The organism is Amnibacterium sp. CER49, from assembly GCF_029846255.1.
Lineage (GTDB): Bacteria > Actinomycetota > Actinomycetes > Actinomycetales > Microbacteriaceae > Amnibacterium.
In genome coordinates this window covers 734,455-760,063 of sequence record NZ_JARVWQ010000001.1, presented here as the reverse complement: position 1 = coordinate 760,063, position 25,609 = coordinate 734,455, and the positions used below count along the sequence as shown (strand labels likewise).

The following is a 25,609-nucleotide window of genomic DNA, read 5'->3' as shown; positions in this document are numbered from 1 at the left end:
CGCGTCCTGGCCGTCCGGCCTCCTGCGCTCGCGCGCGGGAGTCGGCCGATGAGCGACGTATCACATCCTCTTGGGTGGGATCTGCGACTCGCCGCGCGCCTTCCTGGCCCCCTTCCGGGGGACACCTATCTTCACCGGGTGCCTCGCTCCGGATCGTCCGCCTCCGTCCGTTCCCGCCACGCCGCACCGCGCCCGAAGCGCCGGGGGCCGCTGCTCCTGCCGGTCGGCGTGTTCGCCACCGTGGCGATCGGCGTGACCGGGGTGCTCACGTCGACGAGCGCGAACGCGTTCGCCCCGGGGCCGATCCGGGCGATCCTGCAGACGATCCACTCGCCGCTCGTCGTGAAGGCGCCGAAGGGCAGCGACGACGCCGCCGAGGGCGAGCAGGAGGAGGGGCGCCACTCCGGCACCACCGTGGCGAGGAGCGGCAAGCACGCCGGCCCGGTGCGCGCGCCCGCGTCGACGACGGCCTCCGCCGCCGGCACCCCGTCGACCTCGGCGAGCAGCAGCGCCTCGTCCACCCCGAGCGCGTCGACGGGGGCCCCGTCCTCGCCGGCGGTGCAGCCGCCGGGAGTCGGCACCGGCGTCGCCTCGACCGGCACGCTGACGGACGCGCAGCTGATCGACAGCATCGGCGTGAACATCCACCCGAACTACACGGACACGACCTACGTGCAGAACGGCTCGGCGCAGGTCACGCTGAACGCCCTGCAGGACCTGGGCATCAAGAACGTCCGCACCCGCATCATGACCTCCGCCACCCCCGCCGCGACCTCGTTCGTGAACGGCCTCGCGGCGTCCGGCATCAAGCTCGACGCCGTGGTGGGCACCCCCGACGGCCGCTGGAGCACCTACTCCACGGGCCAGAGCGCACAGCTCGTGCAGGCCGTCACCAACGGCATGTACAAGGGCAAGGTCGCCCAGCTCGAGATGCCGAACGAGTGGGACGCGAACGGCGGCAGCACCTGGGCGAGCGACCTGCAGCGGTTCGACGCCGAGTACGGGCGCGCCCTCGCGCCGACGGGCATCCCGGTGCTCGGTCCGTCGATGGCGCAGCCCGGCAGCTACGCGGGCTTCCGGTCGGCGATCCTCGGCGAGGCGCGCAACATCCACCCCTACGCGGGCACACGGCTGCCCGAGGCGGACAGCGTGATCGGCGCCTGGTCGGCGGACAGCACCCACTCGTCGACCGGCTCGACCCTGCAGGCCACCGAGCTCGGCTGGCACGACGCGCTGAACACCCGCGGCGGCGTCACCGAGGCGCAGCAGGCCCCCTACCTGATCCGCGCCCTGCTCTGGAACCGCACCCACGGCGTCTCGCGCAGCTACATCTACGAGCTGTTCGACCAGCGCCCCGAGCCGGCCATGACGAACCGCGAGATGCACTTCGGGCTCGTCGCGGTGTCCGGCGACGCGGTCGTGCCGGGCACGTGGAAGCAGCGCGCGAAGCCGTCGTACATCCAGCTGAAGGGCCTCATCGGCCGCCTGCAGGACAGCGGCACGACCGCCGGCGCCCCGGTGCAGTACTCCCTGTCGGGCCAGCCGTCGGACGTGTACTCGATGCCGATCGCGCGGGCCGACGGCTCCACCGACATCGCGATCTGGCGCATGGAGGCCCTCGCCGCGGACGGCTCGAGCCCGAGCGCGACCGCGACCGTGAAGCTCGGGGTCCCGGCCTCGGTCGAGGCGTACGACACCGCGACGGGCAGGACCAGCACGCTCAGCTCCTCCGCGACGTCGAGCGTGACGCTGCCGGTGGACGGATCGGTCACCATCCTGCGGGTGAAGCCGTAGCGCAGGCCGCGCACCGGGGCTGTGGACAACCTCGCCCGGAAGAACGGGGCCGTGTAGCCTGACGGCACGCCGGTAGGATCGTCGAAGGCACAGGTCCCAGCACCCACTCGGACGCGCGTCGGCTTGCCTCGTTCCCGGAGAAGATGCGTGTCGACCGATCAGCAGAGCCCGCCGAGGACCGATCTGCGGCGCGCAGGCGCGAAGGGCGCCCTGTACCAGGGCGTCGCGTTCCTGGCGTCGAAGTCGGGCATCATGCTCAGCACGATCGTGCTGGCGCGCATCCTGGCGCCCAGCGAGTTCGGGCTCGTCACCCTCGCGGTGGTGGTCGTCGGCTACGTGCAGACCCTCGCCGACGCCGGTGTCGGCCAGGCGCTCGTCTACATCCCACGGCGTGAGTCGATCGTCAACGCGGCGATCCTCAGCGCACTCGGCACGGGGGTCGCCCTCGCCGTGCTCGGCGTGCTGGCCGCGCCGCTCGCGGCCTCGTTCTTCGCATCGCCGCACCTGGCGCCGCTCGTGCGCCTCTGCGCGCTCTCGCTCATCCCGTCGGCCCTCAACTCGGTGCCCGAGTCGCTGCTGCGGCGCGAGCTGCGCTTCTCCCGCATCACCATCGCCCGCACCGCGCAGGCCGTCACGGTCGCCGGCGTCGCCATCGGGCTCGCCGTGCTCGGCTTCGGCGCGTGGTCGATCGCCTGGGGCAACTTCGCGGGCTCGACCATGTACCTCGTCGCGGGATGGATCGCGCTGCCGCAGCGCCCGGGACTCCGGCTCTGGCGCACCAGCCTCGCCGACGTGCGCGAGGTCGTCGCGTTCGGCTTCCCGGTGGCGGGCGCCACCTTCCTCTCGCGCGCGATCTTCGACGTCGACTACCTCATCGTCGGCAAGCTGCTGGGCGAGACGTCGCTCGCGTACTACACGCTCGCGTTCAAGCTGCCCGAGCTCGCGATCCTCAACGTGTTCTTCGTCATCACGAACGTCACGTTCCCGCTCTACACGCGCGCCCGCGACGATCCCGACCGACTGCGGCGCGGCTACGTGTTCAGCTTCGGCATCCAGTCGCTCTACGGGGTCAGCGCCGGCGTCGGCCTCGCCGTGGTCGCACCGATCGCGATCGCAGTGGTGTTCGGCCCCCACTGGACGCTCGCCGCGGCCCCGCTCGTCGCGCTCGCCCTCTACGCCGCGGTCCGCACCGTCGGCGGCGGCGCGAACGAGGTCTACAAGGCGCTCGGACGTCCGGGGCTCTCGGTCGGCATCTCCGTGGTGCGCCTCGCCGTGCTGGTGCCGGCCCTCGTGCTCGCCACCCGCTGGGGCATCACCGGCGTCGCCTGGATGCAGTTCGTCATGGCTGCGGTGTTCGCGCTGCTCATGCAGGGGGTCGCGCTGCGGGTCATGCAGCTGCGGCCCGGCGCGATGCTGAAGGCGCTCCTGCCGTCGCTCGCCGCGGGCGTCGCCGTCGCCGTGGCGGCCGGCGCCGTGGGGCTGCTGCCGCTGCCGGCGCCGCTGCTCCTCGTGCTCGCGGTGGTGGTCGCCGCGTGCGCGGCCGTCGGCGCGCTCGCGATCGTGCAGCGGCCGTTCCTGCTCGAGACGCTCGCCCTGTTCCGCCGCCGGACCGCGCGCACCTGATGTCGGCACCGACCTCGCCCGTCGTGTCACTGCAGCAGTGGCAGCGGCTCGACTTCCGTTTCCTGCTGCCGGGGGCGGTCGCGACACCGATCGCGCTCGGCGGCCGTCCGGCCGGCGACCTCGCCGAGGCGATCGGCGCGCTCGGGGCGGTCACGGCCCTCGCCGACACTCCCGACGGTTCCGCCGGGCTCGTCGTGCTCGCCGACCCCGACGACGACGACCTGCGCCACGCCGTCGTCGCGTGCCGTCCCGGGGGCTGGGTGTACGCCGAGGTCCGCCCGCGCCGCAGCGCCGGGCGGGGCCGCCGCTCGCTCGCCGCCTGGCGGCGGGCGTTCGTCACGGCCGGACTCGAATCGGTGCGCGTCCACTGGCACCTCCGCGACCTCGCCTCGGCGACCCGCATCGTCTCGCTCGACTCCCGGGCCGCCCTCCGGCGGGTGCTCGGCGCGCACGAGGGGTCGCGCGCCGGACACCTGCGCGCGCTCGCGGGGCGCACCGCGCTCGACCTGCGCCTCCTCGACCGCGTCGCCCCCGAGGGCAGCGTGCTCGCCCGCCGGCCCGATGGGGGAGCGGCGCGGGGCACGGCGACCGTGCTCGAGCAGCTCGCGGCCCAGGCCCTCCCCGCCGACCGCGGGTTCGAGTCGTTGCTGCTCACCCCGCGCGAGCCCACCTCCCGGTACGTCATCGCCTTCGTCCACGAGCGCGGCGACGCCCGCCCTGCGGCCGTGCTCAAGTCGCCGCGCCGCGCGGGCGACGAGGCGTCGCTCGACGACGAGGCCGCCGTGCTCCGCCGCGTCGCGGATGCACTGGGGCCGGCCGGCCCGCGCATCCCCGCGGTGCTCGGCGTCGTGCGCTCCGAGGCCGGCTGCGCCCTGGCGCAGTCCATGGTCACGGGCAAGCCGCTCAGCCCCGCCGTCGTGCGGCGCGACTTCGCCGCGGCGCTCGAGCTCGGCCGCTCCTTCATCGCCGCGCTGCCCGTCACGGTCGGCGCCGCCGACAACGACGGCTGGTACGAGGCCGCCGTCGCCGAGCCGCTCGAGCGGCTCGCGGGCGTCGCCGGGCTCGACGGGCAGATCGGCGAGCTCGCCGCCCGCACCCATGCTGCGCTCCAGCCGCTGCGCTCGCGGCGGCTGCCCGCCGTGCTCGAGCACGCCGACCTCGCCTACCCCAACCTGCTGCTCGGGCAGCGCCCGGACGAGCCGCTCGGCATCATCGACTGGGAGCGCTCCTCGCAGCGGGGAGTGCCCGGCCACGACCTCGTCTTCTACGCGCAGTTCCTCGCCGAGGCGCGCACGGGCGCCGACGACGACGACCCCGACAGCATCACCCGCGCGTTCGACACCGCGTGGACGGGGGGCCAGGGCTGGGCCGTGCCCGTGCTGCGCGGGCACCTCGCCGACCGCGGCGTCGACCAGGAGCTGTGGGGCGCGCTCGTGCTCACCGCGTGGACCCGCACCGCCGCGACCCTGGCGGTCCGGCTCGTGCCGCAGCACGGCGACCCCACCGAGCCGGCCGCCGATGTGGCCGCCTCGGTCGCCGCCTCCCGCGAGCTCGCCCTCTGGCGTCACGCGCTGCTGCTGCTCGAGCAGGGCCGGCTGGGAGGGGTGGTCTCGTGAGCGCATCGCAGGTGGTCGACTGGGACGTGCACGGCCTCGTGCGGGTTCGCGCCGAGGGCGCTCCCGGCGGTGTTCTGCGGCACATCACGGAGGAGCTGCGCGCGCCGGTGCCCGCACCCGCCGGCGAGCCCGACCTGCGCATCACCTTCGTCGACCGGCTGCCCGAGGCGGGCCGGCTGCGCCTGCTCGGCCTCGGCGCCGCCGCCTACGACGACGAGCACTTCTACCTCGTCGGCGCGGGCGGGGCTCGCGCCCGCATCGATCTCGCCGCTGCCGGCACCGCCACCGAGCTCGTCTGCGAGCGGGGCCTGCGCCACGTGCCGCTGCTCGTGCCGCTGCTCGGCCTCCACCTCGCCCAGCGCGACGCGGTGCTGCTGCATGCGGCGTCGTTCGTGCACCGCGGCGTCGGCGTGCTCGTCGCCGGCTGGCAGAAGGGCGGCAAGTCCGAGACCCTGCTGCCGTTCATGGCACACGGGGCCGAGTTCGTCGCCGACGAGTGGACGATCGTGGGCGGCAGCCCCGCGACCATGGCGGGCATCGCGAGCACGGCGCTGTGGGAGTGGCACCTGCGGCAGTACCCGCAGTACTGGTCGAAGCTCGACGCGGGCCAGCAGCGCCGCATCGCCGCATGGCGGGCGGCGCACCGCGCCTACCGGGCCGCGCCGGGCACCGAGCGGCTGCCCGGGCCCGTGCGCCGACGGCTCCAGCGCCTGATGACCGAGGGCGGCAACCCCGTGCAGGCCGCGGGGCAGCTCGATCCCGCGGTCGTGTTCGACGGCCGCGTGCGCACCGACCGCGTCCCGCTGCAACGCGTGGTGCTGCCCGTGGCGACGCTCGATCGAGGCGTCGAGCTCGTTCCCGATTCCGGTGCGGCCATCGCGCAGCGCATGGTGCACTCGCTCGACTACGAGCGCAGCGCCCTCACGACCGCCTACCAGCAGTTCCGGTTCGCGTTCCCGGGGCGCACGAACCCGCTGCTCGAGCGGCTGCCGGTCGACGAGCAGCGCATCCTCACCGCCGCGCTGCAGGGCGTGCCCGCGTTCGAGCTGCGGCACCCGTACCCGGTGCGGCTCGACGCCCTCTACGAGGCGGCGGCGCCGGCGCTCGAGGGCTGAGCGCCCTTGCGGGCCGAGGAGCGCCGCGCGTCGATCGTGCGGATCACGGCCGCGAGCACCGCCTCGCGGTCGGCCCGCACGTCGACGACGGCGGAGGCCGGGAAGCTCGGCAGCAGCCCGCGGTAGCCCTCGCGCATGCGCTCGAGGATCTCGACCGTGTGCTCGCCCTTGCGGGCGAAGAGCACCTCGGCGGGCGCGTCGAGCAGCACCGCGAGGTCGGGGCTCGGCGCGAGCAGGCGCAGCGCGGCGACGCGCAGCGCGAGCCCCGCGCCGTGGTGGCCGCCGTCGAGCCGGAACTCCTGCGGCGCGCGGTCGAGCAGCACCAGCGCGCCGCGGCGCAGCGCGGCGCGCGCCTTCAACCCGTTCGTGACGATGCGGGAGAGGCGCAGGATGCGTCCCCCGCGCGGCAGCTTGCGCAGCCAGTGGTCGCGGTCGGCCTCGGGGGAGAGGCCGCTGTAGAGATAGAGGACCTCGCCCGGGTAGGCCGCGACGAGTGACTGCCCCACCGTGGTCTTGCCGGCGCCGTCCGGGCCGAGCAGGGCGACGCAGTATCCGCGCACGCGCATGAGGGGTCTCCAACAGGTCGGGCCGAGGCGGGTGCGGCGGGGCGCCGCGAGCGTCGCTGCCCAGAGGTCCTCGAGAGTCCGGCACCGCAGTCATACCCGAGGCGGTACGTATTGGCAAGGGTCCCGACCGGGGGTAGTTTGACCCGCCATGCCCCCGTTGGGGGGACGTAATCTCACAACCTCTTATCCCTCCTCGCCGCTGGTGCGGCAGAACGCGAGGAACCCTCATGCGTGCACGACGCCTCCTCGGCGCGCTCGTCGCCGCCGGTGCCCTGATCGCCGGCGGCCTCGTCGCCACCCCGGCGACGGCCGCCACCGGCGACCTCGGCTTCAAGGACCAGTCCTACCTCGGCGCCACCTACCCGGCGACGTCCGACAAGCCGCAGAGCAAGCTGTGGTTCACGGGCGGCTACTGGTTCGCCGACATGTTCGACACCGTCTCGAAGACCTGGCACATCTTCCGGCTCGACCGTCCCACCGAGAAGTGGATCGACACGGGCACGAAGATCGACAGCCGGGTCAACACCCTCGGCGACGCCCTCTGGGACGGCACCCACCTCTACATCGCCTCGCATGTGGTCGCGTACTCGACCGACACCGCCCCGAAGCCCTCCGTGTCCGGCGCGCCCGCCTACCTGACCCGCTACACGTTCAACGCGGCGACCTCGAGCTTCACGCCTGACACGGGCTTCCCGAAGACGATCACCACCCAGTCGAGCGAGTCGATGACCATCGATGAGGACTCGACCGGCACGATCTGGGCCACCTGGACGCAGGTGTCCGGCAACGCGACCTCCGGCTACACGAACGCCGTCTACCTGAACAACGGCACGAGCGGCGGCACCACCTGGGGCACCCCGTTCGTCGTGCCGGTGACGGGCTCGAACCCCTCGCCCGACGACATCTCGAGCGTCGTCAAGTACGGCGGCAACAAGATCGGCCTGATGTGGAGCAACGAGCTCACGCAGTCCGTCTACTTCGCCTCCCACACCGACGGCGCCACCCGCACCACGTGGACGGGCGGCCCGATCCCGGGACTCACGGGCAGCCACTCCGCCGACGACCACCTCAACCTGAAGTCGATCGTCGGCGACAGCGCCGGGCGCATCTTCGCCGCGGTGAAGACGAGCGCCGATGCCTCGTCGACCCGCAAGCCGACCGACCCGCTGCTCGTGCTCGTCGAGTACACGCCGGCCAGCGGCTGGATCAAGTCGACGATCGCGACGCTGGCCGACTGCAACACCCGCCCGCAGGTGATGCTCGACACGCAGCACTCGATCATCCACGTGCTCTCGAGCGCGCCGACGGGCACCAGCTGCGCATCGACGAACGCCCAGACGATCTACGACAAGACCGCGTCGTTCACGAACCCGGTCTTCGCGACGGGGCACGGCACGCCGATCATCCGGAGCGCGGCCGAGACGAGCACGACGACCGAGTACATGAACAACGCCACCACGACGAAGCAGTCGGTGAACGGGAACACCGGCCTGATCGTGCTCGCCGGCGACACCTCGACGAAGACGTACTGGCACGCCGACATCAACCTCGGCGGCGGCACCGGCGACACCACGCCGCCGAGCACCCCGGGCTCCTTCAAGGCGACCGTCGCCAGCAACACGCAGGTCAACCTGTCGTGGACCGCGAGCACGGACAACGTGGGGGTGACCGGCTACCGCGTGTACCGCGGCGGCACCCTGCTCACCACGACGAGCGGCACCACGCTCGGCTACAACGACACCACCGCCGCCGCGGGCACGACGTACACCTACCAGGTGAGCGCGATCGACGCGGCCGGCAACGAGTCGGTGAAGGCGTCCGCCACGGTCACGACGACCGGTGGCACGACGGGCACGACGATCAGCGTCACGCCGACGGCCGACGCCACGGTGCAGTCGGCCAACCCGAGCACGAACTACGGCGCGGCCACCCGCCTCACCGCCGACGGCTCGCCGCTCACCGCCGCGTTCCTCAAGTTCACGGTGTCGGGCAGCTCGGCCTGCACCGTGACGAAGGCCGTGCTGAACCTCACGGTCGGACCCGACACCGGCAACGACTCCGTGTACGGCGGCGACTTCTACGCGGTCGCCGACACCACGTGGACCGAGACGGGCATCACCTGGAGCACGAAGCCCGCCGCCGGCGCGAAGATCGGCAGCATCCCGGGCGCCGTGGCGCTGAACTCCGCGCAGTCGGTCGATGTGACGCCCTACATCACGGGCTACGGCACGTACAGCATCGAGCTCGCCACGACGAACGCCGATGCGGTCGCCTACAAGTCGAAGGAGAGCGCCACCGCGGCCCAGTGGCCGCACCTCGTGGTCACCTGCGGCTGACCCGCCGTCGAGCAGGGGCCGTGCCGGCGGACGCCGGCACGGCCCCTGCTCCGTCTCGCGCGCCGGTCGCATATCTTGAAGTTCGAGGTTAACGCGATCTGATCAGGCATTTTCTTCTGCGTACCCCTTCCCACGGGCCTGGCGGGCAGGGATCCTTGTCCGAACCCGACCCGGTCGGCCAGGAAAGGACTGCGTTCCCCGATGCGCACTCGATCCCTCGGAGCCCTGATCGCCTCCGCCTCCCTGCTCGCCGGCGTGCTCGTCGCCGCCGGTCCCGCGTCCGCCGCGACCGGTGACCTCGGCCACAGCGACCAGTCGTACGCCGGCGCCACCTACCCGGCCACCTCGGACAAGCCGCAGAGCAAGCTCTGGCACGTCGGCGCCACGTGGTTCGCCGACATGTTCGAGGCGACCTCGAAGACCTGGCACATCTTCCGGCTCGACCGCTCGACCGAGACCTGGGTCGACACCGGCACCGTGATCGACACGCGCGTCAACACGCTCGGCGACGCGCTCTGGGACGGCACGCACCTCTACATCGCGTCGCACGTGGTGGCGATCTCGACCGACTACTCGGCGAACCCGTCCACCTCGGGCAACCCGGCCTACCTCACCCGGTACTCCTACAACGCGACGACGCAGACCTTCAGCCTCGACGCCGGCTTCCCGCAGACGATCACCAACCAGTCGAGCGAGTCGATGGCCATCGACGAGGACTCGACCGGCGCGATCTGGGCCACCTGGACGCAGGTGTCCGGCAACGCGACCTCGGGCTACACGAACGCCGTGTACGTGAACGACGGCACGGGCAACGGCACCACCTGGGGCACGCCCTTCGTCGTGCCGGTCACGGGCGCGACCCCGCAGCAGGACGACATCTCGAGCGTCGTCGCCTACGGCGGCAACAAGATCGGCGTGATGTGGAGCAACCAGCTCACGCAGAGCGTCTACTTCGCGAGCCACGCCGACGGCGCCGCGGCGACGACGTGGACCGGCGGCGCGATCCCCGGGCTCAGCGGCGGCTACTCGGCCGACGACCACCTGAACCTCAAGTCGATCGCCGCCGACGCCTCCGGGCGCGTGTTCGCCGCGATCAAGACGAGCGCCGACCAGGATCCGGCGCACACCGCGAGCAGCCCGCTGCTCCTGCTCGTCGAGTACTCGCCGACGGCGGGCTGGACGAAGTCGACGATCAGCACCGTCGGCGACTGCAACACCCGGCCTCAGGTGATGCTCGACACCGACCACTCGATCGTCCACGTCGTCTCCGCCGCGCCGACCGGCACGAACGGCTGCGGCACCACGAACGCGCAGACGATCTACGACAAGACGGCGTCGTTCACGAACCCGGTCTTCGCGGCGGGCCGCGGCACGCCCATCATCCAGAGCGCCGCGGACACGAGCACCACGACCGAGTACATGAACAACCCGACCACGACCAAGCAGAGCGTCACGGCGGCGACCGGCCTCGTGGTGCTCGCGGGCGACACGGCGAACAAGCGCTACTGGCACGCCGACCTGGCGGTGACGGGCGGCACGGCCGACACCACGCCGCCGACCACGCCCGGCTCGTTGACCGCGACGGCGGCGAGCAGCACGCAGGTGCGCCTCGCCTGGACCGCGAGCACCGACGACGTGGGCGTGACCGGCTACCGCGTCTACCGCGGCGGGACGCTGCTCACGACGGTGAGTGGCAACACGCTCTCGTACACGGACACCACCGCTGCGGGGGCGACCACGTACACCTACTCGGTGAGCGCGATCGACGCCGCGGGCAACGAGTCGCCGAAGGCGAGCGCCACGGTGACGACGCCCACCACCACGACGACCACGCTCACCTTCCCGGCGACCGCGGACGCGACGGTGAAGTCGGCGTACCCGACGACGAACTACGGCACCGTCCAGCGGCTCATCGCCGACGCCTCACCGCTGACCGACTCGCTGCTGAAGTTCTCGGTCACCGGCACCTCCACCTGCACGTCGATCTCGACGCGGGTGAAGCTGCGGGTCGGTCCCGACATCGGCGACAACGCGGTCTACGGCGGGGACTTCTCCGCCACGTCGAGCTCGTGGACCGAGACGGGCGTCACCTGGAACAACAAGCCCGCTGCGGGCGCGAAGGTGGGCAGCATCCCCGGCTCCGTGGCGCTCAACACGAGCTACACGGCAGATGTGAGCGGCGCAGTGAAGGGCGACGGCACGGTGAGCCTGCTCCTCACGACGCCGAGCGGCGACGGGGTGGGCTACCTGTCCCGTGAGGTCAGCACGACCTCGTACCGCCCGCAGCTCGTCGTGACCTGCACGAAGGTCGGCTGAGCGGGGCGCAGCGCACCCGACGCGTTATGAGGGGCGTGACGGCGGAGGCCGTCCCGCCCCTCTGCCGTGCGTTCCGGCATGCGGCGCGGACGTCCTCGTCGGAACGGCCTGATCGAATTCGTCAGACACCCTTGATCCGATTCTCACCGTTCTATTAGCGTGTCAGAGCGGCCTGACCCGGGCCCGTTTCGGCACCATCGACAGGGCGGACGATGACGGATCACCCGGACCGCGGCAGCTCCAGGCGCATCATCGTGGTGACCGGCAGCCCGCGCTCGGGGACCACCGCCGTCGGCGACGCGATCGCCGCCGCTCCCGGCGTCATGAGCCTGTACGAGCCGCTGAACCGTACGGTGGGGGACCGGCGGGTCGGCCGCTACTTCGAGGTCCCCGGCACCGCCGACTTCCCCGTCGAGCGCGCCCTCGGGCTCGCCGACGGCGTCGCCGCGCTGCGGCTGCAGCTGAGGTCCGGCATCTTCCCCGACGACCCCGCGTGGCGCCGCGTGGTGAAGATCGTCACCGGCAGCCGCGCCCTCGCCTCCTACCGGCGGGCGCGCCTGAAGCCGGCACCCACGCTCATCTGGAAGGACCCGTTCGCGGTCTTCTGGCTCGACCTCCTCGAGCGCCAGCGACCGGGGGTCGCCTCCGTCGTCACCTACCGGCCGGCGCTCGCCGTCGCCGCGAGCTTCGCCCGGCTCGGCTGGACCTTCAAGCCGCACGAGGTGCTCGCGCACCTGCACGAGGTGGGCGCGTTCGTGCACCCGGTCGCCGAGCGGTTCGTGCACGACCAGGACATGACGAGTCCGGCCCGCAACGGTGCGGCGATCTGGGCGCTCGTCTACGGCTGGCACGCGAACACGGCGTTCAGCGACAGCCTGCTCGTCGACGCGAAGGGCTTCGCGGACGACCCCGGCGCCTACCGGCCGCTGTACGAGCGCCTCGGGCTCGCGTGGACGCCGGCGGTCGAGCGGCGGATCGAGCACTCGCAGGAGACGCCGTCGAAGTCGGCGAAGGCCGCCAAGGCGCCGAGCTACGGCCAGCGGGCGCACACGAAGCACCGCAACCTCGCGGCCATGAACTCGTACTTCTCGTCGATCCTCACGGAGGACGACCAGCGGGTGATCCGCGACGAGCTCGCTCCGATCGAGGAGGACGTCACGGCGCGGCTGTGGCGCGCGGGGCAGGACGCCGTCGCGCGCTGAGGGTTCCTGCACGACGGCCTCACGCATGCGGCGTCGTGATGGTGCCGAGATCGACGTCGTGATGCTGCGGATCCGCTGAACCTTCGCGTTCCATGAGTACGGATTCGGTTGGATTCCCTCATGGCGGCGGGTGCACCGGAGTGGGTGCTGGAGAGACTCGGTGATCGAGCGCGGCCCGTGCTCACGGCGCGCTACACCAGGGAGGGTGGCTGGGAGCGGATCCCGGGCACGACGTTCTCGGATGAGACCGAGGCGCAGCTGCGCGAGCAGGGCGTGACCATGGTCGAGCTGAAGTGGCGGCTGGCGCGCCGCCGGTTCTCGCTCACCACCCACCAGTCCACCTACTGAGCGCCGAGAGCCCGGGAACGCTGGGGAAGACGAGCCGAGATCCCTCCGTCGCGTCGGAAAGAAGAGCTGCGGCGCGGAGCGTTGGGACTCGAAGGATCCAGGTCGGCGTGGCGGTGCCTTCACCCGCCGGTACCCCGGCCACACTGCAGTGGCTGGCATGACCGAGGCAGTGGTAGACCGACGAAGAGTGGGGTCGATGGAGACGATGGAGCAGGCGATCCGACGACGGTCCGACGTGACCGGCGCCCACGGACCCGCACGTCGCATCGGCTCGGCCGTGGCCGGCCCACGTGTCATCGCGCTCGCGCTCGCGCCTTTCGCCGTCGTGACCGCGCTCGCGAAGTGGGCACCGAGCGAGCCAGTCGCGCAGTAGCTGGTCGGGCTCGAAGTCCGAGCCCGAACGATGCCGATGCCCTCCGTCAGCGGCAACCGCTGAAGCTTCCGCTGCTCACACAGGTCACGTGATCGAGCCCCGCTGCCGAGCCACCAGCGGCACTTCGAGTGTGAACGGGAGTGCGTCCGGCACCTGGCTGGTGTGGGGAACTCCGGATCGATCGGCCGCCTCGCCGATAGCATCAGTGGCACTGTGAACGCCGCGCCGACCCCGACTCAGCGGTCGGCGCACCCCCGGCGCAAGAGGATCGTGCACGTCGGCATCGCCGCTCCCGCGGAGCAGCCCGGCGGATTGAACCGCTATGTCGACGACCTCGCTGCTGCCCAGTCAGCCACGCACGACGTGCGAGCCCTCGTGCTCGGCACGCGCGCCTCGCGCCCGTTCTATCGGTTCGTCGGACGGCTCGACCAACCCTTGCCGCGCCGGCTCCTCGGTTTCGTCGCAGCAGGGATGCGCTCGCAGCCGGTCGACGTGGCGCACCTGCATTTCGCGCTGACCGGCGCCGCGTTCCTGGTCGGCCGCCGGCTGGCGCGGAAGCAGGACGGCGCGGTGGTGGTGCACTTCCACGGGCCCTGGGCCGCCGAGAGCCTCGCTTCCGGCGCGCGCGGTCTCAGCATCCGGGTGAAGGCAGTCGTGGAGCGATGGCTCTATGCGCGCGCGGGCAGACTGATCGTCCTGTCCGTCGTGTTCAAGGACCTTCTGCACGAGCGTTATGGCGTCCCGGAGGACCGGATCGTCGTGGTGCCGCCGGGGGTCGACCTCACACGGTTCACGCCTGGGGACCGGGCCGCGGCTCGGCAGCGGCTGGGCCTCCCGGGCGATGTGCCGATCGTCGCCTGCGCACGCCGACTCGTCGCTCGGATGGGCATCGGTGACGCCGCCGAAGCGCTGGCTGCGGCATCGCCGACCGCGCACCTGGTCGTCGTCGGCGACGGCCCTGAGCGCAGCGGCCTGCAGCGCGCTGCCGACGCGGTCCTTCCCGACCGGAATCGCTTCCTCGGCCGGGTGGACGAGGGGACCCTGCTCGACGTCTACCGCGCTGCTGATGCCACGGTCATCCCGACGCTCGAGCTCGAGGGGTTCGGACTGGTCTGCCTCGAATCCATGGCGGTCGACACACCCGCAGTGGCCAGACCGCAGGGCGGACTCGTCGAAGCACTCGCCGGCTTCGCAGGAGGGCGCTTGCTCGCGACCTCGATGACGATCGACGCACTCCGCGCTGCGCTCGCTCAGGTGCTCGACGGACCACCGGACCCCGGAGGGTGCCGCTCGTACGCTGAGCAGTTCAGCTGGAGCCGGGCGGTCGAGCGCATCGACGCGGTGTACGCGGACGCTCAGGGCGCATCTCCGGCCACTCGATAGGTCGAGTCGGTCGGGGATCCCGCCCCGCTCGAGCCCGCGAGGACCGACCGCGACATGGGCTTTGGTCCCGTCGCGCTGTCGGACAGCGGGTCGGCCGCCCCAGCACCTGGAGCATGCGTGAGAAGCCGGTGCTCCACCTCTGTCGGACCTTGCTCCATATCGAATGCGCAGGCCGCCGACCCCGGCGGCGGCGAAGCCGACGAGCGCTTGAACGCGCGTCGCCTCGGTGACGATGCAGCGCGCACGATGCCTCGGACCTTCCGATTCTGAACCGGGTGCCCGTCGACGGCTCGGTCACGATCCTGCCGACGACGAAGGGCTGAGCGATCCAGCGCGCTCGCTGCGGCGTGCTGCTGCCGCGGACGGTTCAGATCGGCGTGGTGAAGTGTTCACCGCCTCGTTCATCGGAGCGAGTGCACTGGCCTCCATGACCGAAGCGCACGTGTCTGAAGAGGTGGGGTCGATGGCGACGATGCACCAGGCTGTGCGACGTGGTACCCGAAGCACGGGGCGCGCGCGTGATGCCGGTACAGCACTGATCACGCTTGCGCTTGCGCCGTTCGCCGTTGTCACCGTGCTCGCCAAGTGGGCGCCGGGCGACGCGCCGGCGCACGAGATGAGCTTCTAGGTCCAGAGGCCACCACTCGACGCGCACGTTACGCGTCCGCTGACATCGGTGCTCGGAACCTTCGTCGTCCCTGAGCCCGGGCGGCCGATCCTGGGCGCTCGTTACGCGGCGCAGCACGGCTGGGACGACGTTGCGGGCTCTCGGCGCGGATCGAGGAGTAGCCGTGGGGGCAACGAGTCACGGCGCTCGCGTCGACGCTTCTCGCTCGCCACGAGGGCTCGAGTGTCGGGCCCGCGGACTGCTGATGCACGTGGCAGCGATCGACCACCACCGCGTACCGGATGCGGCATTGGCTTCGCGGGCGAAGCAGTGGTATCACAGCGGAAGGACGGATCGCGATGATGCAGAGACTGATTCAGGGGGTGGCGAGTGTGGCCACCTTGCACGCCACGGCACGGCACGCTGGTGGGACCTACGCCGGCCTGACGCTGATCGCGCTGGTCCTTGTGCCATTCGCCATCGTCACCGTGCTCGTGGACTGGACTCCGGGCGAGGCGGGGCAGTTCTGATCGAGCGGCGGACCTCTCCCGCTGTGATGCCCTGGACGTCTCGCTGGCCAGGTTCCTGCCGATCGTGACCAGCGCACCCAGTGGCCCGGACCCTGCCGAGGAATCGCCCCGCGGTTCCGGGCCGCCAGGTTCAGCGCAGCGGTTTCGATCAGCTCGCCCCGGTCGTGAACGACCAGGTGTACGCACTCAACGGGTTCCCCGCCAGATCCTTGATCGCCGAGGTCAGCGCGACCGTGTAGGTCGTGTTGGGCGCAAGGGCTCCGGATGGGGTGAAGGTCGCCGTCCCCGACGCGTACGTGACTGCACCCGCTACCGATGACGTGCCCGCTTTCACCGTGAACGACGCACCGCTGACCCCGGTCACGGACTCGCTGAACACCGCCTTCACCAAGGTGGGTGTCGAGGCCGACCCGATAGGCACACCGGTCGCGCCTGAGGCAGGAGTCACCGACTTCACCGTGGGCCTCGGTCCGGTCGAGAAGGTCCACGAGAGCGGCGCCAGCGAGGTTCCTGACGCGTTCTTGATGTCGGAGGTGAGCGAGACCGTGTAGTGCGAGTCGGTCGTCAGGGCGCCGGACGGGGTGAAGGTCGCCGTGTTCGTGGAGCCGTCGTAGCTCAGGGTGCCGGCCACGGAGGCCGTGCCGAGCTTGACCTGGAACGAGGATGCGCTGACGCCGGTCACGGGCTCGTTGAACTGTGCGGTGATCCGCTTCGGTGCGGTCGCCGATCCGACGCCGATGTTCGTCGCTCCGGCGGCAGGGTACTTCGCGATCACGGTGGGCGGTGTGGCACCGGTGACCGTCACCGAGTGCGTCACCGATCCCGTGTAGCCCAGTCCGTCCCGCACCTGGAGCTTGACTGCGTAGGTGCCTGCCGCGGCGAACGCGTGCGTCGTGGTCGGACCGCTCGTCGAGGTGCCGCCGTCGCCGAACGTCCACGAGTAGCTCGTGATCCCCGTGGGGTTGTCCTTGTCGACGGACGCGGATCCGTCGAAGGTGGCGGTCTGGTTCACGCCGGGAGACGAGGGGTTGACCGTGAAGGACGCCGTCGGCGACTCCTCCTTCTGCACGCAGCCGGCGATGCTGTTCGTCGCGTAGTCCTCGTTGCTGAACTCCTCCTGCAGGAAGTAGTGGGCGCCGTTGATCGTCTGGTTGTACTGCGCGCCCGACGTTCCCGAGGCCGTCCCGTAGATGTAGGCGCACTCGTCACCGTTCTCGTAACCGCTGGTGTCGTACCAGGCATTCAGCAAGGGGTCGCTCGCCGCCTCGTTGAGCTCGTGGCTGAGCGGGCTCGTCACGATGTCGGCGTTCGAGTCCCCGTTCGGCGACTGGATGGTCGTGGTGCAGAAGCTCGGCAGCGCGAACGGCATGAGCGCATCGATGAGCGGGGCCGTGGAGCTGCCCTGCCACGTGTGGTAGGCGCAGTACGAGTTCGAGGTGCAGTCCCCGCCCTGGCTTCCGTTCGCGGTCCCGAAGCAGGACTCGACGCCCTTCGGCAGGAACACCGCATAGACGTGGTTCAGGTCGGACGGCAGCGAGTGCCCCCGCACCACGTTCAGGAGCTCCGTCTGCACCTGAGGGTCCGTCACGCACGACGTGAACCCGCTCCCGTCGGGGTAGCGCGAACCGGCCTCCGCGGAGCAGCCCGACGTGGGGAACGGGGTCGAGTCGGAGAGCGCCGTCGCGGCGACGTAGCGGTAGCGGACATGCCCGCTCGAGCTCGTCCACTGCTGGAGAGGAGAGAAGACGTTCGTGGACTTGCCGCTGTCCGCGGCGACGTTCGCGAGGAAGGTGTTGAGCACGCTCTGGTAGGTGCTCGGGAACGTGTAGCCGCTCGGCGCCCAGTAGATGGGGGTGACGGTGATGGGGCCGCTCGTGGCCATCACCGGTCCGCCGTTGTAGATCAGGGGCGGAGTTGTGCCGGGGTAGTAGTAGTCGTTCTTCCCGATCGGTCGATAAGTCGGGGGACAGGGGTGGCCCTTCGCGACGTGCTTCACCTGACGCACGATGCCGCCGATATGACCGTGCTGTCCGGGCGCGTGCTGGACGCAGGGCAGGTCGCCTGCCGCAGCGGACGCCGGTGCGGACGACAGGACGAGGCTGCCGAGACCGAGGGCGACGGCGGCGAGCAGCGACAAGGCGCGGACCGGCTTGCGCATGGGGGTGCCTCCTTGATGCGGCCACTTCATCGAGGCCGTCCGGGACGCATTCACCTCCGGCCGGCGCCCGCCCGTCAAGACCACACTTCCGAGGGCAGCGCATCGTCACTGCTCACTGGTGGGTCGACTCTGAGCGCGCTGCTGATGACGCTCGTGCGAGTGAGCGGTCTGCGCGAACGTCCGTACCGCTTATCGGCAGCGGCATCCGGGCGCCATTCGATGCGGCGAGCGGCGCGGGCTCCGGGGGAGCGAGCTGCGGGGACGTCGTCGTTCGGCACCGTCTCGATCCCCGGATCCGCCGTCTTAGCCGCGGCTGAGCGTCGGGTCGACACGATGCACACGTGAGCCGACTCGGAAGCGATCCGCGGTGATTGAGCGACGACCGCCGCTGCCCCTCGCGGGCCTCGTCGTGCCGGGGCGCGGCGCCGTGGCGCGGGCGATCACGGCGCATCCGTTCCGCGCGCTGTCGCTGGTCCTCGCCGCCGTCAGTGTCGCGCACCTGCTGACCGAGCCCGCGTGGGCAGTCGGGTGGGGCTACGTCCGGTCTGCGGTCCACATTCTCGTGTCGCCGCATTGGTTCGCCCTGTACGCCCTACGTCCTGACATCCAGATGGGGCCGATCACCTTCCTTGTCGGTGCGCCACTCGTGCTGATACTCAAGGGGGACGCCGGCCGGTTCGCTGCCGTGCTCCTGATGCTGCTGATCGGCCTCGCGATCATGCGCGAGGCGCAGCGGATCCTCGCCGCCGAAAGCCCCTCCGCCCGTCGACGGTGGGCGGTCGCCGCCGTGCTGTTCGCGATCGCGTGGCCAGAGCTCGCGGTGCGTTTCGGGCACCTCGACGATGCTCTGGCGCTCTTCTTCGCCGTGCTCGCGATGCGGCTGCTGCAGGACGGACGCACGGTCGCCGCAGGGCTCGCGATCGGAGTCGCTGTCGACTGCAAACCATGGATGCTGCCGCTCGCAGCGGTGCTGCTGTTCGCGCCGCGGCACCGGTGGCCCGCCCTCGGCGTCGTCGTTCTCGCAGTCGTCGTGGTGTGGAGCCCGTTCTTCCTCCTCGATCCGGCCAGCGTGAGGGCCCTGCAGTTCCGCATCCCGGTCTCGTCCGGAAGCACGTTGTGGCTCTTCGGCATCCGCGCCCACGGCACACCGCCGTGGTGCCGTCCGGCCCAGCTGGTCGGAGGCGCGCTCCTCGCCGCGGCTGCGGTTCGTCGCGGGCGTCCGCTTGCGGCGGTCCTCGTCGTCGTGGCCTTCCGGATGCTGCTCGACCCGGGTGCGCACAGCTACTACGCCTCAGGCCTGCTCACAGGAGCCCTGCTCCTCGATCTCGATGCCACCCTCGCGCTCGCCACCTTGGCCGCCCTGGTGCTGGTGCTGGGCCCGGTCTACCTGGTTCCTCCGCGCATCCCCGTCCTCGTCAGCGGGTTCCGTACGGTCGGCATCGTCGCGTCCCTCGTCGCCGCGTTCGCGCTGCCGCTCCACCGCCGGCGAGAGCTCGGGCCACGCGGAGAGCCGCACCGCGTCGACGTTCCTCGATCGTCGAAAGCCGCGGCCCTCTGATCCCGGCTCGTCCTGCCGGGGAGTGGCGCCGCAGGACCGGCCTGCCCGCAATGCCGTCCTGGCGACCGGCGCCGTTCGGCCCGCACGAGCACGATGATGCGACTCCGGAGGCACGCCCCTGGCTCACGGGTACCGTCCGCATGATGCTTGCGCGTCTCCGTGCGTCACTCCACGATGAGCACGTGACCGACGAGCACGACCACGATTCCGCGCACGAGCGCGATCTCGTGAACGAGCCCGAGGGGAGCAATGTGAAGGACCGGGACGAGGTGGCCGGTGGCGACGCCGACCAGATCGCGCAATCGGAGATTCCTTCAGCGGCCGCTGTCGTCCGCGAAGAGGACGCGCCCGCTGATGCTGGTCAGGCGAGGCATGAGGGGGATACCGGTACTGCACCAGAGTGGGAAGAGGCCGCGGCGGCCGTAGCGCCACCGTCGAATCCGTCTCGGCCGGACCCAGCTGTGACGGCAGCGCTCCGCGCCTTCGCGATGAGGGATTCGACCGGACCGGTGCCTGTGTCCCCCCGACCGTCGCCGCGGCCCGTCACGAGCGCGAGCCCGAGTGCTGATCTCGTGGACCAGCCGAGGACGCCGTCGGCCGAGGCCAGGACAGACAAGCCTGCGCAGACGCGCCCCCAAAGATCTTCGGAACGCGCTGGAAGGGAGGCGCGAGGGCGGCGCCGTCCTTTCAGTCGCCGACTCCGGTCGGGTACCGACCCCGCGGCGCGTCTCGAAGGACGTCCGCTGCGGTACATCGCCCTCGTAGTGCTTGCGATCGTGTGGATCGTGCTCCTGGGCGCCGTACTGCTCAAGTTCCGCGCAGAAGAGGATGCCGCCGCGAAAGAGGCGGCGCGGTATGTCGTGCCGGCGCTGCCCACCACCAGGAGGTCTGCGGCTGCACCGCCCGCGCTGCGGACGACACCCACGCCCGTGTCGACGCCGACGCCGACGCCCACAGTCACCTCGGCGGCGCCGACACCGACGCCGCTCGGCTGACCGCCCTTCCCTGCCCGAGATCTACGACGCCCGAGCTGACCGGACGACTCGGCAGGCGAGACGGCGCAGGGGGCGGCTAGAAGTGCGCCCGCGCGATGAGACCGAGGGCGTAGCTCTCCCAGAAGGTGCCGACGGCGGGGCCGCCGTGGCACGGCCCGTCGGAGTTCCCGGGTCGCTTCACCCACAGGAAGGCGTCGACGAGGGGCACATGCGTGACCAGTGTCGGCTTCTTCCCGAGCCCCTGCCCCGGCGGGTTGCACCAATCGCTCCTGGCGGTGCCGACGCCGTTGCGAGAGGTGTCGATGATGAAGTGCTTCCCGCCCACGAGTCGCGAGATGCTCCGCCCGTAGGCGATCTGGGAATCGGTGGACTGGAAGTTGGCGACGTTCACGGCGAATCCCGTCGCGTCGGCCACACCAGCGGCCTTGAGGCGTGAGGCCGCGACCTGCGGCGAGAGCCAGCCGGTATGAGCCGCATCGATGTACACCCACGAACCCTGGTGCGCGAGCACCTTGGTCGCTTCGCTCAGCAGCTGGAGGCGCTGCTGCTGCTGCTGCTGCGTCAGGCACTGGAAGAGCCCCGTCGCGTCGGGTTCGAGCACGATGATGGCCCGGTAGGAGCCGAGTGCCTGCGCGATCGTGCTGATCCAGGACCGGTAGTGTGCGGCGGACTCCGCAGCGGGCAGAGCGGAGTAGGGGCTGCATCCCCGATCGGGGATCGCGTAGGGCACGAGGGTGACCAGTCGATCGGCCTGCGTCGCCTGCGCTACGACCGACTGCACGCGCTGTCGGGTGGCGGTGAGATCGGTGCTCGTCAGCCAGACGCCGGTCGGTTCATCGGCGAGCACCTGCAGCGCCCTCGCTCGATCGTTCATCCCGACCGCGAGCAGCGAGCGCGTCGCCCTCGCGACGCCGGTGCTCGGATTGACCCACAGCGGGGCGGTGAACCGCCCCGTCGCCTCCGTCGTCCGCTGGGCAGGGCCACTGCTCGGGCTGGGGAACAGCTGGTGGAACCAGGTCGCGCCGCCGCTCGGCGCGATCGGAAGGAGCGAGACGCACAGGGCGATGAAACCGGCGGTCATCCTTCGGGGACTCATGGCGGCAGAGGGTAGGCGCCGCCGGCGCCTGGGCCCGTCAACTGTGCGGCGAGTCGTGCGCATCGATCGCTCCGCTGAAATCCGCTGCTTCGACTTTACCGCCGGAGGTGGGAAGGCGGCGTGAGATCGCGCCGTGTGCCGCGACGCCGGCTGAGGGGCGGCTGCCGTGAACGTGCTGAGACGAGGCGTTGAGCAGTGGAAATTCGTGCTGGAACGGATAGCCGAGGCCGATTATCATCACGATGAGGGGCGCGCCCGGAATCCACTCGGTCGTCGCAGAATCAGTTCGACGCGACTTGGTCAGGCGGTTCCGGAATGTATGCGGTGATCGATGGTGGTATCGCTCCCGTCGGCCGGATCACGGTCAGTGGCGCGAAGAACTCGGCCACTCGACTTCTCGCTGCCGCGCTGCTGAGCGACGAGCCGGTCGATCTGAGCAACTTCCCGTCGTCGCTCGTCGACGTCGGGCACAAGATCGGTTTCGCCCGTGCGATGGGGGCTTCCGTCGAGGTCGACGGCGGCGACGGACGCCTGCGCGTCGACGCTCGAGGCTTCACCCCGCACCAACTCGAGCGCGCACAGCTCGACCTGCCCGTCCGCACCACGTACCTGCTCGCGGCTGCGCAGCTCGCTCGATCCGGGGTCGCCTATGTGCCCTACCCCGGCGGTTGCCCCATCGGGCCGGGGCCATCCGGTCAGCGTGGCTACGACCTGCATGTCATGGTGTGGGAACGGCTCGGCTGCACCGTCGAGGAGCGCGCGGACCACATCTACGTGGCCGCCCCGGCGGGTCTCCGAGGCAGCAGCATCGACTTCCCGATCTCGACGGTCGGCGGCACCGAGAACGCGCTGCTCTGCGCCAGTGTCGCCGCCGGCGAGACACGCATCTCGAACGCGTACATCACGCCGGAGATCGAGGACTTGATCAAGCTCCTGCGCCAGATGGGCGCGGTCATCGAGGTCTACGGAACGAGCCATCTGGTGGTGCAGGGACGTGCCGGGCTGCTCGCGGGCGCGCGGATGCCGGTGATGCCCGACCGTATCGAGGCGCTCACATGGATCGTGTACGCCGTCATCGCCCGCGGTGACCTCACCGTCGAGGGCGTGCCGTTCGAGGCGATGGAGGTGCCGCTGACGCACCTGCAGCACGCGGGCATCGACTTCTACGCGAACAGCCGCTCGATCCAGATCAAGCCGGACTGCTTCCCCTCGGGGCGGGTCGAGCCCTTCGAGCTCGCGTGCGGTGCGCATCCTGGCGTGATCTCCGACATGCAGGCCTTCTTCGTGTTGCTCGCCCTCGTCGGCGCCGGCACCTCGCGCATCTACGACTATCGATATCCCGAGCGCATCGCCTTCGTCAGGGAGCTGGCGAAGCACGTCCAGGGGTCGCACCTCGAGGCGATGCCCGGCAGGATCACGGTGCGCGGCCCGGCACGGTTCCAGCCCGCGGTCTCCACCTCGACCGACCTCCGCGGGTCAATGGCCTCCGTGCTCGCCGCTCTTGTGGCGCCGGGCCGCTCGGTCGTGCAGGACGTTCAGATGGCGATGCGCGGCTACGACAACCTCGAGGGCAAGCTGCATCGCCTGGGGTCTCGCATCCAGGTGCACGAGGACGTGTCCCCGGTGGACCGGGAACTGGTCTCCACCGCATGACCGTCGAGACGGCGCGGGCGATCGCGCGCCTCGACGACGTGATCGTCGAGCGCGACCTGCCGCTCAGCCGCTTCACCTCCTGGCGCATCGGTGGGAGCGTCCGATTGGTCGCCGAACCGCGAACCGGCGTCGCCGCCGCCGCAACGGTCGCCACGCTCGCCCGCAGCGGTGAGCCGTGGATCGCGGTCGGTGGCACCTCCAACCTGCTGTTCGATAGCGCGCAGCACGACGAGACCGTGCTGCAGATCGGCGCGCAGATGTCGGAGGTGTCGATCGACGGCCGCCGGGTCGTCGCTCAGGCGGGCGTGTCGGTGCCAGCTCTTGCGCGCGCAGTGGGTGCCGCCGGCCTGACCGGTATCGAGCACACGGTCGGCATCCCCGGCACCCTCGGTGGCCTGGTGCTCATGAACGGCGGGAGCATGCGCCGCGGGATCGGTGAGCGGGTCGTTCGCGTCACCGGCGTCGATCGCGAGGGTGAGCTGGTGCAGCTGACCCAGGAGGAGTGCGAGTTCGCCTACCGCTCGTCCGCGCTGCAGCACCTCGGGATCCTCATCACCGAGGTCGAGCTCGAGCTCGAGCTCGGTGAACCGGCCGAGATCGCAGACCGGATGGATGCGATCGTGAGCTCGCGGGCGGCCCGGTTCCCACTCGACCTGCCGAGCGGGGGATCGACGTTCCTGTCGAGTCCTGAGCTGTACGAATCAGTGGGCCCTCCAGGCAGAGTGATCGAGCTGGCGGGCCTGAAGGGAGTCCGTCGCGGTGGCGCGATGATCTCCGAGCGGCACGCGAACTTCATCGTCAACATCGACGGCGCCAGCTCCGACGACGTCCTCTGGCTGATCGCACTCGCGCGACGCGCCGTGCACCGCGCGACCGGGCACTGGCTCGAGTGCGAGGTCCGCTACGTGTCACCTGCCGGTGCAGTCGTCCCCGCGCACCTCGCTGCCGATCACCGGTGGTCACAGCGCGAGGACGACGACGAGGGCGTCGGGCTGCTGCAACGCAGCGGGTACGGGTCGTGAGCTCCCTCCCCGCGCAGGTCGCGACCGTGCTCTTCGGGCGAGGGGTCATCCGCATCGCTCAGCTCGTCACGTTCGTGCTGCTCGCGCGGTCGCTGTCGGCCGCCCAGTTCGGCTGGTTCGGCGTGCTGACGAGCGCGCTCGCCCTCGCCGCGACGCTCGGCACGCTCGGGCTGCGCCAGTCGTTCGCGTACTGGATCGGGCAGCGTCGGCTGACCGGAGCCGGTGCCGCGGCCACAGGGATCGCCCTCTGGCTACCTCTGACCTTGCTCGCCTCGGCGTTCGTCTACGCCCTGTTCGGTACTCACGCGCCGGTTCACAGTCCCGCGACCGCGGCGCTGATCATCTTCACCAGCATGGCCGGGACCGTGCTCATCACGCTCCTTCAGGGCGTGAACCTCGGCCGTGGCAACATCCGCGCCTTCACGCTCGGCGACACCCTGCCGCGGGTCCTGCTGCTCATCGGTGTGGCGCTCCTGGCCGTCACCGGCACGATGACGCTGGAAGCCTCCCTGTGGGTCCAGTCGCTCTGCTACCTGCTCACGATCCCGACCTCGATCTGGTTCGCGCTTCGCGGCGAGAGGGGAGCCTTCCGGCCCCAGGGGCGGTCCCTGCTCCCGATGCTGCGCTACGGCATCTTCTTCGCGCTCAACCTCTTCCTCATCACCCTGTGCTCGCGGATCTCGATGTTCGTGATCCAGGGGTTCCAGGGAGCACAAGCGGCGGGGCAGTTCTACGCAGCGGTCCGCGTCAACGAGATCTTCCTCGAGGCATCGACGGCGCTCGGCATGGTGATCTTCTCTCGAACCGCGCGACAGGTGGACGCACGTGCGGTGCTCGAGGAGAGCGCGAGGCTCGCGGCGTGGCTGCTCTGGGGGTTCCTGCTCATCGCGGGACTCATCGCCGCCGCCGCTCCGGTGCTCGTCAGGGTGCTGCTCGGCTCGGACTACGAAGGAGCCGCTGGCGCGCTGCAGGTGCTCGCGCTGAGCCTCGCACCGACCGCCGCGACCAAGGTCGTCTACTCGACCATCGCGGGCATCGGCCGGCCCACCTTCGGCACCCCGCTGATCGCGGTCAGCCTCGGAGTGAACCTCGTCGCGTCGTGGCTCCTGGTGCCGGGTCTGGGCGTACCCGGCGGCAGCGCGGCTCTGGTGATCGGTCAGGTCGTGCTGCTCGTCGGCTATGCCATCCTCTGCCGGCGCAACTACCGCATCCCGATGCGGACGTTCTTCCTGCCGCCCCGGTCCGAGGTGGCGGCGCTCGTGACGAGCGTGCAGCGACGATCGAGGACCGCGATCCACGGACTGCTGCAGAGGTGATG

21 protein-coding genes are annotated in these 25,609 nt (G+C 71.0%); 17 read left to right on the top strand and 4 right to left on the bottom strand.

All coding sequences use genetic code 11. The features are described from left to right. Positions 1–138 precede the first annotated feature (138 nt). The 4 genes from QDR37_RS03640 to QDR37_RS03625 all read left to right on the top strand — a co-directional run bounded on the left by QDR37_RS03640 (position 139) and on the right by QDR37_RS03625 (position 6,148). The gene (locus QDR37_RS03640; RefSeq protein WP_279712209.1) at positions 139–1,794 is read left to right on the top strand and encodes a hypothetical protein; all 1,656 of its coding nucleotides are present in this window, start codon (positions 139–141) and stop codon (positions 1,792–1,794) included. Between the two features lie 147 nt (positions 1,795–1,941). Continuing rightward, entirely contained in the window at positions 1,942–3,417 is a 1,476-nt protein-coding gene (locus tag QDR37_RS03635) for a lipopolysaccharide biosynthesis protein (protein ID WP_279712208.1), read from the top strand. Next, complete coding sequence (locus tag QDR37_RS03630; RefSeq protein WP_279712207.1) at positions 3,417–5,033, top strand: aminoglycoside phosphotransferase family protein; 1,617 nt, start codon at positions 3,417–3,419, stop codon at positions 5,031–5,033. The genes QDR37_RS03635 and QDR37_RS03630 overlap by 1 nt, the downstream gene beginning before the upstream one ends. Beyond that, entirely contained in the window at positions 5,030–6,148 is a 1,119-nt protein-coding gene (locus QDR37_RS03625) for a hypothetical protein (RefSeq protein WP_279712206.1), read from the top strand. The genes QDR37_RS03630 and QDR37_RS03625 overlap by 4 nt, the downstream gene beginning before the upstream one ends. Here QDR37_RS03625 and QDR37_RS03620 read toward each other — a convergent pair. Further along, positions 6,115–6,714 carry a hypothetical protein gene (locus tag QDR37_RS03620; protein WP_279712205.1) on the bottom strand — a complete coding sequence of 200 codons (600 nt, stop codon included), beginning with the start codon at positions 6,712–6,714 and terminating at the stop codon, positions 6,115–6,117. The two genes, QDR37_RS03625 and QDR37_RS03620, sit on opposite strands and share 34 nt — an antisense overlap. A 227-nt stretch (positions 6,715–6,941) precedes the next feature. Here QDR37_RS03620 and QDR37_RS03615 point away from each other — a divergent pair, with 227 nt between their 5' ends. The 8 genes from QDR37_RS03615 to QDR37_RS03580 all read left to right on the top strand — a co-directional run bounded on the left by QDR37_RS03615 (position 6,942) and on the right by QDR37_RS03580 (position 15,809). Beyond that, a complete protein-coding gene (locus QDR37_RS03615; protein WP_279712204.1) occupies positions 6,942–9,050 on the top strand; it encodes a DNRLRE domain-containing protein in 2,109 nt (702 codons plus the stop codon). A 201-nt stretch (positions 9,051–9,251) separates the two neighbouring features. Then, the gene (locus QDR37_RS03610; RefSeq protein WP_279712203.1) at positions 9,252–11,366 is read left to right on the top strand and encodes a DNRLRE domain-containing protein; all 2,115 of its coding nucleotides are present in this window, start codon (positions 9,252–9,254) and stop codon (positions 11,364–11,366) included. 212 nt (positions 11,367–11,578) lie between these two features. Then, a complete protein-coding gene (locus tag QDR37_RS03605) occupies positions 11,579–12,568 on the top strand; it encodes a sulfotransferase (RefSeq protein WP_279712202.1) in 990 nt (329 codons plus the stop codon). Positions 12,569–12,688: 120 nt separating this feature from the next. After that, a complete protein-coding gene (locus tag QDR37_RS03600) occupies positions 12,689–12,916 on the top strand; it encodes a hypothetical protein (protein WP_279712201.1) in 228 nt (75 codons plus the stop codon). 196 nt (positions 12,917–13,112) lie between these two features. Next, entirely contained in the window at positions 13,113–13,289 is a 177-nt protein-coding gene (locus tag QDR37_RS03595; protein ID WP_279712200.1) for a hypothetical protein, read from the top strand. Between the two features lie 213 nt (positions 13,290–13,502). Continuing rightward, positions 13,503–14,672, top strand: coding sequence for a glycosyltransferase family 4 protein (locus QDR37_RS03590; RefSeq protein ID WP_279712199.1), 1,170 nt, complete (start codon positions 13,503–13,505; stop codon positions 14,670–14,672). A 427-nt stretch (positions 14,673–15,099) separates the two neighbouring features. After that, the gene (locus QDR37_RS03585) at positions 15,100–15,300 is read left to right on the top strand and encodes a hypothetical protein (protein ID WP_279712198.1); all 201 of its coding nucleotides are present in this window, start codon (positions 15,100–15,102) and stop codon (positions 15,298–15,300) included. 338 nt (positions 15,301–15,638) lie between these two features. Continuing rightward, positions 15,639–15,809, top strand: a complete 171-nt coding sequence (locus QDR37_RS03580; RefSeq protein WP_279712196.1) for a hypothetical protein — start codon at positions 15,639–15,641, stop codon at positions 15,807–15,809. Positions 15,810–15,957: 148 nt separating this feature from the next. On the opposite strand, the gene QDR37_RS03575 is transcribed toward QDR37_RS03580, so the two are convergent. Further along, positions 15,958–17,967, bottom strand: a complete 2,010-nt coding sequence (locus QDR37_RS03575; RefSeq protein ID WP_279712194.1) for an Ig-like domain-containing protein — start codon at positions 17,965–17,967, stop codon at positions 15,958–15,960. A 427-nt stretch (positions 17,968–18,394) separates the two neighbouring features. Between QDR37_RS03575 and QDR37_RS03570 the strand changes: the two genes are divergently transcribed. After that, positions 18,395–19,525 carry a hypothetical protein gene (locus QDR37_RS03570; protein ID WP_279712192.1) on the top strand — a complete coding sequence of 377 codons (1,131 nt, stop codon included), beginning with the start codon at positions 18,395–18,397 and terminating at the stop codon, positions 19,523–19,525. 164 nt (positions 19,526–19,689) lie between these two features. Here the strand turns inward: QDR37_RS03570 and QDR37_RS03565 are convergent, their stop codons facing one another. After that, positions 19,690–19,827, bottom strand: coding sequence for a hypothetical protein (locus QDR37_RS03565; RefSeq protein WP_279712190.1), 138 nt, complete (start codon positions 19,825–19,827; stop codon positions 19,690–19,692). Between the two features lie 462 nt (positions 19,828–20,289). On the opposite strand from QDR37_RS03565, the gene QDR37_RS03560 reads away from it, so the two are divergent. Further along, positions 20,290–20,520 carry a hypothetical protein gene (locus tag QDR37_RS03560; RefSeq protein ID WP_279712189.1) on the top strand — a complete coding sequence of 77 codons (231 nt, stop codon included), beginning with the start codon at positions 20,290–20,292 and terminating at the stop codon, positions 20,518–20,520. Positions 20,521–20,596: 76 nt separating this feature from the next. Here QDR37_RS03560 and QDR37_RS03555 read toward each other — a convergent pair whose 3' ends face one another. Further along, positions 20,597–21,616 carry a glycoside hydrolase family 6 protein gene (locus QDR37_RS03555; RefSeq protein WP_279712188.1) on the bottom strand — a complete coding sequence of 340 codons (1,020 nt, stop codon included), beginning with the start codon at positions 21,614–21,616 and terminating at the stop codon, positions 20,597–20,599. A gap of 315 nt (positions 21,617–21,931) precedes the next feature. Between QDR37_RS03555 and QDR37_RS03550 the strand changes: the two genes are divergently transcribed. From QDR37_RS03550 to QDR37_RS03540, 3 genes are read left to right on the top strand one after another with little or no spacing between them, the layout of a single operon-like run. Beyond that, entirely contained in the window at positions 21,932–23,269 is a 1,338-nt protein-coding gene (locus QDR37_RS03550) for a UDP-N-acetylglucosamine 1-carboxyvinyltransferase (protein ID WP_279712187.1), read from the top strand. Then, positions 23,266–24,291, top strand: coding sequence for a UDP-N-acetylmuramate dehydrogenase (gene murB / locus QDR37_RS03545; RefSeq protein WP_279712185.1), 1,026 nt, complete (start codon positions 23,266–23,268; stop codon positions 24,289–24,291). The genes QDR37_RS03550 and murB overlap by 4 nt, the downstream gene beginning before the upstream one ends. Then, positions 24,288–25,607, top strand: a complete 1,320-nt coding sequence (locus tag QDR37_RS03540; RefSeq protein WP_279712184.1) for an oligosaccharide flippase family protein — start codon at positions 24,288–24,290, stop codon at positions 25,605–25,607. Before murB ends, QDR37_RS03540 begins: the two co-directional genes overlap by 4 nt. Positions 25,608–25,609 lie beyond the last annotated feature (2 nt).